The sequence below is a fragment of the Desulfobacterales bacterium genome (assembly GCA_030066985.1).
In the GTDB taxonomy this organism is placed as follows: domain Bacteria; phylum Desulfobacterota; class Desulfobacteria; order Desulfobacterales; family JAHEIW01; genus JAHEIW01.
This window is the reverse complement of the sequence record JASJAN010000001.1, coordinates 126900-141008: the sequence shown is the minus strand read 5'-3', so window position 1 is coordinate 141008 and position 14109 is coordinate 126900. Positions and strand designations below refer to the sequence as shown.

At 47.4% G+C, this 14109-nt stretch carries 10 protein-coding genes and 1 riboswitch; of the genes, 4 read left to right on the top strand and 6 right to left on the bottom strand.

Annotation, left to right across the window (positions count from 1 at the left end; all coding sequences use genetic code 11):
• Positions 1-49: 49 nt before the first annotated feature.
• The gene (locus QNJ26_00530) at positions 50-529 is read right to left on the bottom strand and encodes a YbaK/EbsC family protein (GenBank protein ID MDJ0983995.1); all 480 of its coding nucleotides are present in this window, start codon (positions 527-529) and stop codon (positions 50-52) included.
• A 410-nt stretch (positions 530-939) separates the two neighbouring features.
• Between QNJ26_00530 and QNJ26_00525 the strand changes: the two genes are divergently transcribed.
• Positions 940-1569 (top strand): TetR/AcrR family transcriptional regulator, encoded by a 630-nt coding sequence (locus QNJ26_00525; GenBank protein ID MDJ0983994.1) that lies wholly within the window; start codon positions 940-942, stop codon positions 1567-1569.
• A gap of 100 nt (positions 1570-1669) precedes the next feature.
• Here the strand turns inward: QNJ26_00525 and QNJ26_00520 are convergent, their stop codons facing one another.
• On the bottom strand, positions 1670-3112 hold the full coding sequence (locus QNJ26_00520) for an AIR synthase related protein (GenBank protein MDJ0983993.1): 1443 nt from the start codon (positions 3110-3112) through the stop codon (positions 1670-1672).
• Positions 3113-3442: 330 nt separating this feature from the next.
• Here QNJ26_00520 and QNJ26_00515 point away from each other — a divergent pair, with 330 nt between their 5' ends.
• Positions 3443-5167, top strand: a complete 1725-nt coding sequence (locus tag QNJ26_00515) for a cobalamin-dependent protein (GenBank protein MDJ0983992.1) — start codon at positions 3443-3445, stop codon at positions 5165-5167.
• A 317-nt stretch (positions 5168-5484) separates the two neighbouring features.
• On the opposite strand, the gene QNJ26_00510 is transcribed toward QNJ26_00515, so the two are convergent.
• Positions 5485-7125 carry a DUF799 family lipoprotein gene (locus QNJ26_00510; protein MDJ0983991.1) on the bottom strand — a complete coding sequence of 547 codons (1641 nt, stop codon included), beginning with the start codon at positions 7123-7125 and terminating at the stop codon, positions 5485-5487.
• Positions 7126-7324: 199 nt separating this feature from the next.
• Positions 7325-9019 carry an FHA domain-containing protein gene (locus QNJ26_00505; GenBank protein MDJ0983990.1) on the bottom strand — a complete coding sequence of 565 codons (1695 nt, stop codon included), beginning with the start codon at positions 9017-9019 and terminating at the stop codon, positions 7325-7327.
• Positions 9020-9386: 367 nt separating this feature from the next.
• A riboswitch (cyclic di-GMP riboswitch) is annotated at positions 9387-9464 on the top strand.
• 182 nt (positions 9465-9646) lie between these two features.
• On the opposite strand from QNJ26_00505, the gene QNJ26_00500 reads away from it, so the two are divergent.
• Positions 9647-10465: a DUF799 family lipoprotein gene (locus tag QNJ26_00500; protein MDJ0983989.1), complete on the top strand. Its 819-nt coding sequence runs from the start codon at positions 9647-9649 to the stop codon at positions 10463-10465.
• 251 nt (positions 10466-10716) lie between these two features.
• The gene (locus tag QNJ26_00495) at positions 10717-11523 is read left to right on the top strand and encodes a glycerophosphodiester phosphodiesterase family protein (protein MDJ0983988.1); all 807 of its coding nucleotides are present in this window, start codon (positions 10717-10719) and stop codon (positions 11521-11523) included.
• Positions 11524-11748: 225 nt separating this feature from the next.
• Here QNJ26_00495 and QNJ26_00490 read toward each other — a convergent pair whose 3' ends face one another.
• Positions 11749-13116, bottom strand: a complete 1368-nt coding sequence (locus tag QNJ26_00490) for an MFS transporter (GenBank protein ID MDJ0983987.1) — start codon at positions 13114-13116, stop codon at positions 11749-11751.
• 245 nt (positions 13117-13361) lie between these two features.
• The gene (locus QNJ26_00485; protein MDJ0983986.1) at positions 13362-14063 is read right to left on the bottom strand and encodes a SagB/ThcOx family dehydrogenase; all 702 of its coding nucleotides are present in this window, start codon (positions 14061-14063) and stop codon (positions 13362-13364) included.
• Between the last annotated feature and the right edge of the window lie 46 nt (positions 14064-14109).

The following is a 14109-nucleotide window of genomic DNA, read 5'->3' as shown; positions in this document are numbered from 1 at the left end:
CTGATGCTTCATGTAACAACTGGCATTTTGAAAATTCTCTCATTCATAGCTACTTAACAGAAATGACGGTGCCGGCGGTGATGGTTTTGAGATCGCCGGGGGTTAGCTTGAACACAGCGTGAGGTGTTCCGGCAGCCGCCCAGATTTCATCGTACTGCAACAGATCTTCGTCAATGAAAATCTTGAGCGGGCGGTCATGGCCGACCGGCGGAACCCCACCAATGGCAAAACCGGTCATCTGGCGAACGTAATCAGGCGTGGCCATTTTGACGGGCTCGGAGACATTGTTCGCGATGGCCTGCTCATTGACCCGGTTGGCGCCACTGGTGGTCACCAAAATGGGCTGATGGGAGTTCTCACCCTCGAATATGAGCGATTTTACGATTTGCCCCACCTCACATCCGACGGCCCGGGCCGCATCCGCCGCGCTTCGCGTAGTGTCTTTCATTTGAACCACTTCACAGCTCAGATTGTGGGCTTTTAACGCCGCCTGCACTTTTTTGGCACTGGATTTTAGTTTTGCGGTCATATATCCTCCATTTTGGGCTGTCCCACCTTGTCATTTAAAGCAACCGCGAGCAAGTATTTATTCGCATATCTCATATACCCGATTGTGTGCGTTTATCAAAGAATATTTATTGCCAACATCAGTCGCTACTGACTTTCAGGTCTAATAGCCACAGCGGACTAAATGCTGTTTTTTGCTGTGTAGACTTTCATGCTAAGTTTTTATCAATTTTATGAATGCCTTTCAATCTCCATTTTTTTTTATATTTTTACTTTTTTATATTAATCAATAATTATAATTATTATAATTAGTTAAAGCAATTTAGACTCACTGCGCATGGGGGTGGCAGCAAATATTTTACTTGACTAAATAATAAATAATAATTATATAGTCATATTATAAATAAATGATATTCAGAAAGGATCTGGGCCATGGGAATCCAGGAAAGGAAAGAAAGAGAAAAGGAGCGGCGGCGACAGCAGATCATGGTTGCCGCTAAAAGGGTTTTCTCAGATAAAGGTTTCAATAAAGCCACCATGGAAGACATTGCTCAGGAAGCGGAACTCAGTCCGGGAACTTTGTATCTTTATTTCAAAAACAAAGAAGAGCTTTATGCTTCGTTATCGCTTCGAATTCTTCAATATCTCTTAATTCGTGTCGAACATGTCAATGAAGAAAAAGACTCCGGGCCGGAACAAAAGTTGAAATCTCTGGTAGATGCCATGTACGATGTCTATGAATTTGATCCGTTGATCATTATCAACATGTTTCACCTGCAATCCAGTGAAACGCTGAAGAACTTATCGCCACAGCTCATGGAAGAAATTAAAATGCTGTCGCGTAAATCCCTCGGTTCGATTGCGCAAATATTCAAAGAAGGTGTAGAAAAGGGCATCTTCATTGACAAGCATCCAGTGGCACTGGCTGACACGTTTTGGGCTTTGTTTTCCGGTGTGGTCTTATGGCTGACCAGTAAAAAAATAATCGATGAAAGAAAAGATTATCTAAAACAAACGCTTGATGTTGGCTTTGAAATATTTCGTCGCGGGCTCAAAAAGTAGACAAAAACTTCCTGGTTGGCCGGTGAGGCCGTCAGGCTCGCAAAAAAGTAATACAGTCTATTTATATGGTTAACCGGCAACGGGCTTACGGGCTCAACCATCAAAACAACTTCGTGATTTCATCCGCTTCAAAACTGGGCCAAGCAACTTGCTTGTTACCCTCATAGGCCTGGATTCCCTGACCACTGTCCATTACTTCACCAATGCAGCTTATCATGACGCCAGCCGCTTCGATGCGCTGCATCAGTTTTTGACTCTCGGTGCTGCGGCAGCAGATTAAAAGACTGCCGGAACCAATCAATCCCAGCGGATGAATATCCAACACATTACATACTTTTTGCGTTTCCGGATAGACGGGGATCTGATCCATGTCGATCCTGATTTTATGCGCCCCTGCCACGCTCAATTCCGACAGCGCTGTCGCCAGCCCCCCTTCGGTTACATCATGCATGGCATCGGTTCCTGGGTTTTGTGCGGCAATTTTAGCTTCAGTCATTACGCTGATCTGATCTAAAAAATGACGGCAATGATCAATTTCGTTGGCAGATACGCCCCGCTTTTTGAGACGGTCACCGAATTCTCTAGCAATAATAGCGGTCCCTTCAACCGCCACTCCCTTGGATAACAGCACGTGGTCCCCTTTTTTCATCTGGCGTTTATCAATCAGATCCTTGCGGGAAACCGTACCCGCCATCATTCCGGCCACGACGGGTCTGACGACAGCGTCTGTAATCTCTGTGTGCCCGCCGCACAGCGTAATGTCCCAATGCTGACAAAAGCGTTTGAGTTCATCGAACACACCTTTAATTTGTGAAGGCGTTGTGCCGCAGGGGAAAAATAGCGTTGTTAAAAACCACCTGGGAGTCGCACCGGAAGTGGCAATGTCATTGGCATTGATTAAGACGGCATATTGTCCGATGGAATCGGTGGCAAAGGTAATGGGATCGGATTTAAGGACCAAGACTTCTTCGGTCTCGATATCAACGGCGGCAATATCTTCGCCAACACCCGGATTGATCAAAACGCTTGGGTCTTCAAAAATAAATTGATCTAGAAAATTTCGTAATAGCGGATTCGGCAATTTGCCCGCCGGAAGCGGGATGCCCATGCGGACCATATCTTTAATTTCGGCAATGTTTTCGAACTCAAAGTCGGCGGAGGATGCCTCCGGGCCCGCTTCCTGTCCAGCGCGCATCCATGCGGTTATGGCGCCTATCTGCTGCGCGGCCCGGATCTCGGGTGGATGCGGTGATATGAACAGGACGCTGCCGACCGCTATATTCATCTTTTGTGCGGCACGATGAATCAGGTCCGCATCCGCTTTGTGGCGCATGATTTCAGGCCGGCTGATGATGACATCCATATCATCTTCATTGATAAAAGGACAACTGCGCAATGCCTCCTGAACAGTGTCTAAATCCGAGCGGCTGATAATGCCAAGTTGCAGATCTTTTGCAATAAGATCCTGACTGGATTTCAGCAAAGCAGTCGTGGGTTCAAGGCGCAATAGAACAGCCTTGATATGGATGGGTCGGTTTGTCATGATGCGTGTTTCCATGCCAGAATGCAATTGAAAAGTCAAATCGCATGCGCTTTAGTCACTTTGCAATTTGATACCTGTTTTGACAATAACGAATTTCAGGTTTAAACATATTCTTATCGAGGATGAGCACGACATGGGGCATCTTTGGTTTGCTGTGATCTCGTCCTCGCTATCAAAGTTATCAATGGCCTTCATAGCTGCCAATCTCTGTGAATACCGTCAATTGAGGGTCGGGGCGTTTTGTTATTTAAACCATCCCGCGATAATCAACCGTTGGGTACAAAAACACCCCGGTCCTTTAACAAATTATTTGGGTGACACGATATTGGAATGAAAATATTATTAATATATCCGTATTGTCTCGAGTCACGGCTGAACGACGAGGATATCAGTGTGGTACCCCAGGGGCTCTTTTACATTGCAGCGCTTCTCAAAAAACACGCCTACGATGTGGAGATCTTAAACTGGCATAACACCAGCAACCGTTCCCAAGACATCAAAGCCGAACTGATAAACAAAAACCCGGATGTGATCGGGTTTTCCATCCTGCATGCCAACCGCTGGGGGGGAATCGATATTGCGCGTATTGCCAAACAGGTGAATCCGCAAGTTAAAGTTGTTTTTGGCGGCATTGGCGCCACCTTTTTGTGGGAGCACTTTTTAACCCATTTTCCCGAGGTGGATTTTGTTGTGATCGGTGAAGGCGAATACTCTTTTTTGAACCTGATTCAATGCCTCGATCAAGGCACAGCTTATCAACTTGACCACGTCAAGGGACTGGCCTTTCGCAAGGACGGTCGTGTGCGCCGCAACTCAGATGCCGACCCGATATGCGACCTCGATCAACTTCCCGTACCGGCGCAGCATTTTAGCTATCAACACGTATCGCTGACTCGCGGCTGTGCCGCCAATTGCCATTTTTGCGGCTCGCCCCAATTTTGGGGCCGCCAGGTTCGATTTCATTCGGTGGATTATTTTGTCGAGCAGCTTTCGTTGCTCTACCAGCAAGGGATCCGGTTTTTTTATGTCTCTGATGACACGTTTACAATCAGCACCCGTCGGGTCATTGAGATATGTAAAAAAATCATTCAAACCCAAATGGATGTGCAGTGGGCGGCCATTTCGCGGGTCGATATGATCAATGCCGAAATTCTCTACTGGATGAGAAAAGCCGGCTGTATCCAAATCAGTTACGGGGTGGAGAGCGGTTCTGAAAAAATACGCAAACTACTTGGCAAAACAATAAGCAGCCAGCAGATCCGCCAGGCATTTGAGCTGACGCAAAAGTACGGTATCATGGCGCGCGCATTTTTCATTTATGGCTGCCCCCAGGAAAGCTGGCAAACCATTGAGGAAACGATTGAGCTGATAGATGCCATAAAACCATTGAGCATCATATTTTATATCTTGGATTTATATCCGGGAACAGCCCTTTTTGATGATTACAAAAACCGTAACACGCTTAGCGATGATATCTGGCTGCAACGAATCGAAGATATCATGTATTTTGAAACCGACCCCTCGCTATCAAAGGATCTCATCCTGGAATTTGGCAAAAAGCTCCGAAACCGGTTTTATGAAAAGCTCCCTGAATTTGTCGAGGCTCTGGATCTGGTCGATGACCCGGAATTTTACCCGCAGCATTCGGATTTTTTTTCGCGCTTGGCACTGACGTTTGACAAAGGCGATTATTCCGGTATCGACGCCATCGCTCATAAAGACCAAATTGCCGAAAAACTCTATCGCCGATCTCTGACATACGCCCCCAATGCGCGTGCCTATCTGGGATTGGGCATGCTGTATCAACAGCGCAGAGCCTTCGATGAGTCCATTCAAATTCTACGAGCGGGACTTGAAATTTTCCCACACGAGGAGCAATTGCAGCTTTGCGTGGCGATCAGCTATATGAATGTTGGAGATTATCACCAGGCGCTGGGTTTGCTTTTAAAATTACAGCACCTGAAGGAAGGGGTCTATTTTATCGCCCAATGCTATCAGGCCTTAGATGATGTGACCAAGGCCGAGCTGTATCTTAAAAAATACCAGACACTGTAAAAGATTGACCAGCCATCCAGCAATCGGGCCCCTTTGATTGACCAATTTTCGGATGGCAATACCTGGCTTTTTCACGAGTTGGAGGCTTTCATATGCAAGGCATTTTAGGGGCGAAGCTATAGTGAACTATGCTTCGCCCCTAATAACGCAGTAGATGTAAGCCTCCGGCTCGCCCATCGGGTGAAAATTAATGCGATAAAATGATTTTTATCCGTTTCACCCAACAGATTTTTTATGGTAATAAAATTAATTTCCCTAATATGTTTTCTTTAAATGAAAATTTTACATCGCAGTAATTTTTATGAAAAAGCCAGGTACTAGCTGTCAATCCTGAATTCAATCGGTTTTTCCAGGATCGGCTGAATTTTGAATTGGCCGACAATTTCGGTCTGTTCAGGATCCTCAACCCCCCACCAATTGTGTTTGGCTTTAACCTTGCTGGCAGAGTCTGCGACCTTGATGGCCCAGTTGCCATTGTTGACGATATTGTTTTGCTGAATTTTGGCCTTTGATTTTTCCAGAATAAACCCGCCGGCGCCATTTTCGGTAATCACTGAATTTTCGACGGTCAGCTGGGCTTTACGGGCAGCGATCCCAATTTTGCCGGATGTGCGCACAAGCGTATGGCGAATTTCAGCAGTGCTATGCTCAAGAACGATTCCCCAGACATTATCCTGAAAGCGGCAATTTTGTAATTTAACCGTCGCGTCTGTCACTCTGAGGCCAAATTCGGCATCCGAAATTTGACAGTAATTGATCTGGGTGCCGTTTTTGGTTTTATCTAAAAAAATACCTTTCCAGCCCCCGTCACCCAAGCTGGCGAAACGCACAGGCGCTTCTTTTGTTCCATTGATCCGAAGCTCGCCCTTTACAATCAGACCCAGATCCAGAAACCATATGACCGTTCCGGGCTGGACGGTTAGTTTTGCCCCTGGCAAGACCACCAGCGCGTCTTCTACCAGATAAGGGCTTTTGGCAGCGGTGAGAATGGTGTTTTTGGTGATTTTTGGCGGCAGCACTGTTGGCTCGCCGATTTTGATGGGACCCAGGGTGTCGACCCACTGGCTGCCGGTACCGGTATTGGATCGCAAATATCCGATTATACGCCCGTGGGGCAGGCGATCTTTGCTGCGGATGCGATAGGCACCGATATAAACACCGGGTTCCTTTTCTTTTAGTGGCAGATTTTTAACCAGCGGCGGGATACTCCAACTGGCCTTTTGATTTTTTTCACCGATCATGGCGACTTTGAGTAAATCCCCCGGTCGCAGCAATTTGCCTGCCGCGTTGTGAACCAGCGCAATAATTCTAGGGGGCGGTTCGCTCACCCCTTCGCGGTCTGGAATGGTGGCGACCATCTGCATGCAAAGTTCGGCGGCGGCCTGGAGGTGAGAGGCTTTTTGATGCGTAATGGCGGTTTTGACAATCGTTGCTGCCAATCCGGTCAGACTCAGGGGAACACTGCCATCCTGGATATGAATATTGTGCTCAAGCTCCCAAATGATCTGCTCTGAATCGCAACGCACCATTCTGGCTTTCAAGCCCGCAGAGTTGTCCGAGTACACTAGCGCATAAGTTTTACCCAGGCTGGTCACCTCGCCGAAAATAACCGCATCAACACCCAGCAATTGACCCAGTCGGGCTGCGGCAACGGGATCACCGGATACGACCGCCTGATAAAGCTCATTTCTTCTCAAGTTGTCATCGATGACAAACGGCTCTATATCTAAATAATTCAGTGAACTAAAGAAGTTGTAAAACATTTTACGAACGATACTGCCGGCCTCCGGGTTAGAGGTCTTGTTGACAAAAGGCACAATCGCAACCTTGTGCGGCAATTGATCCTTATCAAGTACGGCCGGTTCAGGGTCAGGCATCAGCATATTTTTGATGGCACAACCGTTGATGCCCGCTGCCAGGCAAATGACGACCAAAAAAGTAAAAGTTTTATGTCTCATGGGATGATCTCATCAAAAGGTTAAGTATAACGGTCACGGCCAAAAGGCTCGACATCCTTTCTGAAAGAACCATTTCACAAACGGTTCAATGCACGAAGGCTTCTATTTTGTGTTTTTCTTTAATTTTTGTTTGCTGCTTTCTGCTGGTTTCTTATGGCACCCTCATACCCGGAAGGATAAATAGGTACCGCAATCAGAATTACCAGGGGGTATCGGAGTCAGATTCGCCTTCTTTTTCCTCAAATAGATATTTCATGATCCGGGAACTCTCGGTACCGGATTCTTCCAGCAGGCGCTGGATTTCTTCACGCTTTTTCTTTTCTTCTTTCTTTGTCAGCTTGCTGCCGCGGGTATTGCTGGCATTGCTGCCTTTTTTAGCAGAAACCATTTTCTGGCGGCAGGCCGTAATTTTGGCTTTGATTTTTTTGGATTCAGGGTCGATGATACTGTAGCGTTCAAAATAAAAAAGGGCTTTGGGCCAGTTTCGTTTTTTGTAATAACCTTCTCCATGCTCGCGGTAATAAGTTTTCATCTGTTGAATGCGCTGAAGCGCCAGTTCGTGCTTGGGATTGGTCGCCAGAATAACCTGGTATACGGAAAAAGCATTTTTATTAACCGGTGTCAGATACCGTTTAGCGATAAAATGGCTCTCGGCTTCTTTTAGCAGCTGGGCCATATTGTGTTTTTGATGGTTTTTTTGCTGATACGCCAGCCAGATCCGGCGAATGGCTTTTTGGGCCTCTTCAAAGTATATACTGTCTTCACGAATAGAGGCGTATTCTCTCAAGGCAGATTGATGCTGGTTATTTGATTCCAGCTGTTCCCCTAAAGTTAAACGGTAATAATCCAAACGATCCCAGAGCGTTTCGGCCTCTTGTCCGTGTCCATATTTGGCCAGATACGCTTTTAAAAATTCCTTGGCAGCATCCACGTCTCCCTTTTCTGCCTTTTGCTGAGTGATGGCCAGAGTGATCTGGGCCAGCATATCTTTTGCCATTTGCGCATTTTCAGGCGAAAGATCGGTGAGCAGCAGCTGTTTGATGGCATCCCTAGCGGGCAAAAATTCACCCAATTCAATCTGATCGGCAACCGCGGTCAATTTTTGTTGCGCCTTCCAGGGCATATAAGCGTGCATGTAGAGCAAGTACCCTGAAAAAGTGAGAATCAACATCGCTGCCAGCCACAGCCCTCGGCCGGATTTTTTCTCGGGAAGCACAATTTTTTGGGTTGTTTGACGGGCGTCGGTTGCTTGATCAGAAATAAAGGTAATTGAAAACGTGCCCATTCTGAGCTGATCTCCCGAATAAAGGCGTTGTTCTGAAATCGTCTGGTCATTCAGAAAAAGGGGATTGGTGGTGCTGATATTGCGGGCAACAAAACCATCGTCCTGCTTTTCAATTACGCAGTGTTTTCGAGAAATGGACGGGTGCATCAATTTCAAGGTGGCTTCGTTGGATCTTCCAATAATCAATTTGTCCAATTTTAAGGGAATAATTTTGCTTTTACCGGAAGCGGTGGTGCATACCAGTCGCGGCCCCAGTGATTCATCACTGGGGGTATCCAGCACCATGGTCTTATCGTCCATGGGGGTGGGTTTGGATATCGGATGTGCGGTATCTGTCATCTGAATGACAAAAGTGGATTTTCCCAGTGCCAATTCGTCCCCATTATTTAAAAATTGACCCTCGGTGGGGTGCCCATTGACGGTTATCTCACTGCGTCCCAGGTTTTTGATGAAATAGCGATTCTCTTTGTGGCCGACCTGGGCCTGAACGTCTGCAACCTGGGGATCACCGATGACAATCTCACAGTGATCTGACTTTCCAATACGGAAACTTTTCTTTTGAGTTTCGTGAACCTTTTGAGGATTCGATTTTTGAATTAATTTAAACATTAACCACTCAGCTTTTTGGTATTCTGATCAAAACGGACCGTATCATGCAGAGATGATAAAGAATTTGTACACTCCAGGTATATGGTTTTTATCGGCATTTTTCAGAAAGGCTTTAATTGAATAACCGCTTTTTTTTGGCTTGATTTGAATTATTGGATCGCGGTCAGAAAAAGCGGTGGGGCTGGCTGGTAGGACGCTATTTTGTCACAAAATCTGACAATATTTGTCATTTTGAGGGTGCGATAAACAGGGCGCACTATTATAAGTTGCTAAAATTAATATTCTATTTGAATTTAAAGCCTTGGGCCTGTTTATTGCACGCTTTTAAAGGCGAACGCTGCCATATGAGCGTTTCATTAAAATTCGTTGATGAAAAAGCCAAAACCCGAGTAATCGGGTGACGGAAAGCCACGGGTCCGCTTCGGCGGATCGCCGGGTTGCCAAAGCATGTCTGCAAAGCTGGTTACCGGAATAATGGTGGCGCAGCTTTTTTTTTGGCAAAACCCCAAAGCTAATTTGGCAATGGCCAGGACCTTTCTCAGCGAAATTGATCCTGGACATAACTCTGCTGAGGTTCGGTTGTGCAACTGAATAAATTGCAGCAACCATTAAACAGGGGGCTTTGCAATGTTCACATTCGTTGATTGCAAAATTTGGGTTCGGCACTTAGCATCTTGGGTATCGGTCATCATTTGTTTGATGATGGTCAGCGGTTGTGCCTCTCAGCTGGGCTTTGTCAAAGACAGTGATGATGAAGTCCAGTGGGTCATTGTCAGAAATCCTCCCAAATCAATCGCCATTTTGCCGTTTGGCAACCAGACCGAATCAGAGGACCTCAACGAATTTGTGCGTACCACATTTTACAGCCATTTATCTGCCCAACCTTACAGGGATATTGAGCTGCATGAGGTCGATCGCAAGCTCAAGATCCATAACGTGATGAGGCCGGATAAATTAGACCATGCATCGGCCCGCATGCTGGGTCGAATTTTGGGCTGTGATGCCGTTGTTGTTGGCAACGTCACTGAATATCAGCGCTTATATGCGGGTATTTATTCGCAGTTGGCCGTGGGCGCATCCATAGCGGTTTGGGATACCAGATCCGGAAAACAAATCTGGTCGGATGAGCATACGACTCGTCATCATGAAGGCGGTATTCCGCTGGCGCTAACCGACATCGCAATGATCGGTATCCGGTCCGGCCTGAATTTAACCGAATCCGAGAAAGTCAAGACGGTGGATGAATTGTCGCGCTATTTAACCAGCCGGGTTCCGATTCCGGATCTGAACGGCCATAAGAAGGGCCCCAAATTTGTCAGTCTCAAGCGCCTGACCAAAACCAAACACCAACGCATCGAAAGACCGAAGCCCAAGCGTCTGAATAGAAATTTGCGAAAACAAAGTCTTAAAAAGCTGACCAAAGTTAATCATCCGCAGTATCGTTAATTCGTTTCCATCCGGTCTTGGTTTAATTTTCGGATAGGCATTTATTTGAGCCCGTCCGCAAACACCCTTAATGAGTTGATTTGTCTAGTTCCCAAATATCTAAACCCCCAATTCTAATCGATCAGCTTTTTTCAAACGCTACGTTGTAGTCGATAAATTTGCTTGAATTTCGATTATGGTTCTGGAACTATCGGTCTGATTAAATGCGGCATCACGCAAAATTTGAATCGCCCGTGATGGATTGGGATGAAATGAAGATTCTGCCAACTTTAGAGACCACCATTCGCCACGCACTGGACCGGTTTTATGCCCGTTGGCCGCAGCGTACTCCTCCCGATGAATGTCTGCGAAGGTGTAAAATTATTTCCCATCGCGGCGATTACGATAATCGGGTCATTTTTGAAAACACCTTGGCGGCATTTGACCGTGCCAGAGAGAGCAACGTTTGGGGAATCGAGCTTGATTTGCGCTGGACAAAGGATCTTCAACCGGTCATCCTGCATGATACGAACCTGCGCAGGGTGTTCGGCACCGATCTGAACATCCATCAGGCCACCCTGGCTGAAATTAAATCCAAGTGCCCTATGGTCCCGTCATTGGCCGAACTGGTCCCCAGGTATAGCCCCCAAATGCATCTGATGATTGAGATCAAAGCCGAGGAATATCCGGACCGGGCCCGCCAGAACCGGATTCTAAAAGAGTTGCTGGCCCCCTTGCAGCCAGTGGAAGACTATCACCTGCTTACCATGACACCACAGATGTTTAACCTCATCGATTGTGTCCCCCGAAACGCCTTTTTACCGGTTGCGCATCTTAATTTTTCACAACTGAGCAAACTGGCCATAGAACAAAATTACAGCGGGGTCGCCGGGCATTATGCCCTGCTGACCCGCTCGCGCCTTAAAAAGCATAAAATCTTCATGCAGCATCTGGCGACCGGTTATGTCAACTCCAAATACTGCTTATTTCGTGAGCTGAATCGGGGTGTCGAATGGGTTTTTTCCGACAATGCCGTGGAACTTCAAAAGACCGTCAATCGGTTGATAGGTCAAAGGTAGGTTCGGATATCTTGAAACCCTGGAGCTTATAAAAAAGTAAAAGCGATTTCAAAAATAGTAGATCACGTCTAAGGGCAAGGCGAAAACCGATTCAAAAGTGGAGTCCGCCTCCGGCGGATTAGTATTCGAGCATTTTGAATCGGTTTTTAATCCGCCACGAATATTGGCGGACCATTGGGCGTCTGTCCGCCTCTGGCGGATTAGATGCATTTTTGAGATCATTTTTTAGTCGGCTTCCAGCAGGGCTGCCTGCTCCCGCCCCTTTTCCTCATCGACAAAATAAAAAAGCACCGCACCGGCGATAAACAAAATTAGAATGGAGGCGATGCCCCAACGAGATGCCATTTGGCCAACGGCAATGATCTGCTCGGGTGTTGGTGAGGGCGGCATCAGCAATCGTCTGGCGGTCAATCCGACTGTGCCTATTAAAATCGGTCCCAAAATAACAGCAAATTTGCCCAGCATATTATAGAAGCCGTAATATTCGGCAGCTTTGTTCTTAGGAATCAGACGTGAATAATACGATCGGCTGAGGGCTTGGATACCGCCTTGCACCAGACCGATGGCAATAGCCAGGATGTAGAATTCGATTTTATCGGTCATCATCGCGCCCCACACCGTAATGCCCATATAAAGCGCAATGGCAAGATAGATGGATTTGCGAACGCTCCAACGCTCTCCCAACGTGCCGAAGACCAGGGCCGCTGGGAATCCGATAAACTGGACGAGTAACAGCGCGATGATTAAATCATTGGAATCAAAACCCAGAGAGAGGCCATAATCCACAGCCATGCGAATAATGGTATCCACACCGTCGATATAAAACCAATAGGCCAGCAGAAAGGTAAAAACCACTTTGAGGTGGCGAATTTTTTTAAATGTTCCGACAAATTGGCGGAAACCTGCGGCGAGAATATTTTCATCGCTTTTATCCGTAGCGGTGCCTTTTTTCTCCGGCACCCAGAATATGGTAAAAAAAGTAAACAGACCCCACCACAAAGCCACCGATAAAAATGAAAACCGCACAGCGGCAGCGGCATCGGGTAGTCCGAAGGTGTGGGGTCTCAATGTCATCAGTACGTTGATCAAAAACAGCAGACCCCCACCAAGATACCCCATGGAAAACCCCAGACCAGAGACATAGTCGATTTTTTCTTCGCCCACAATATCCGGCAGCAGGGCATCGTAAAAAACGTTGGCACCGGAAAAGCCGATGATGCCCATGGCGTAGATGAAAATGGCCCAGCCCCACTGTCCCCTCTGGACCATAAACAGGGCAGCTGCCATCAAAACGCCCAGATAGGCAAAAAAAACCAGAAATTTTTTCTTAGCCGATCCCTTATCGGCTATGGCCCCCATAACGGGGGCCATCAGGGCGACAATCAAACTAGCGATGGAATTACCAAATCCCAACTGGGCGGTGCTGACATTCACATCTGAACCGTAGCTCCAATACTGTTTAAAAAAAATGGGAAAAAATCCGGCCATCACTGTGGTAGCGAACGCAGAATTGGCCCAGTCATACAGAGCCCAGCCCCAGATTGCCTTGCGGTTCTTTTTCAAGACAACATCTTCGTGTTTGCTATCAGCCATGTCTCGGTGTTGGTCATAACATTATCAGGTGTCAGGTGTCAGGCCTTCGGTGACCTATGTCGGGCCTTGCTACCGAATAGCAATATCAGTCGGATCTTTTCGTTGTGTTCGATTTTAGTCTCATCTTCACTGAAACCTGAATCCGCCTGCGGCGGAACACCTGAAACCAAGTTATGCATAGTACCAATTTTTAACACGAATTCTTAAAATAGCAAGGAAATCCAATGGTGAAGTGATAATCCGATTTACCGCCCGACGGGCAGCAAGTACAACGGCTGTTCATCAACGGGCAATCGGGCGATTTCTTTGACCGCCTCATCCCTAAAAGCACCGATCACTGCTGTCTGAAGCCCCAACGCGATTGCCTGCAAGCTTACGTTTTGGGCCGCATGGCCAACTTCCATGTGGACGTAGCGCAGACCGCGTCGGCCGTATTTATCGGTGGTGCGCGCATAAACGGCACAAAACAGCAAGACGACGGGTGCTTTTTTGATGGCCCCTTGGCGCAGAGCCGCACGACTGATCTCTGATCGCTTGTCGCCGGAGATAATATTGACCAGTGCATGTTGGTCGGGGCGGTATTTATATATGGCGGCGGGAAGGTCTTTGACCCGGCCGGCAATGACATAGAGCTCCAGCGGATAAAGGGCTCCGGCCGAAGGTGCCGTCCGGAAACCGCGCGGATGGGTTACTCCCTGGGCGGACCACACGAGCTGGGAAATTTCGGCAAGACTCAGGGGGTCCTTCTTGTACGAGCGCACCGATCTTCGGCTTTGCAGGGCCTTTTCGACCGAGATATCTCCATCGCTGCGCGCTGCGGGCAACTGAATCGTCTGAGTCGGACTTGCCGGCGACATGGATTCACCTCTCCCGGGTGCATACGGGTTTAAGGTCAGCCACACAACCACTGCCATCTGGGTCGCAACCCTGATAAAAGCCGGACGCATGGGTTCTCATCCTTGATTTGGCAATTGCGATTCGTATGGTTGCAGC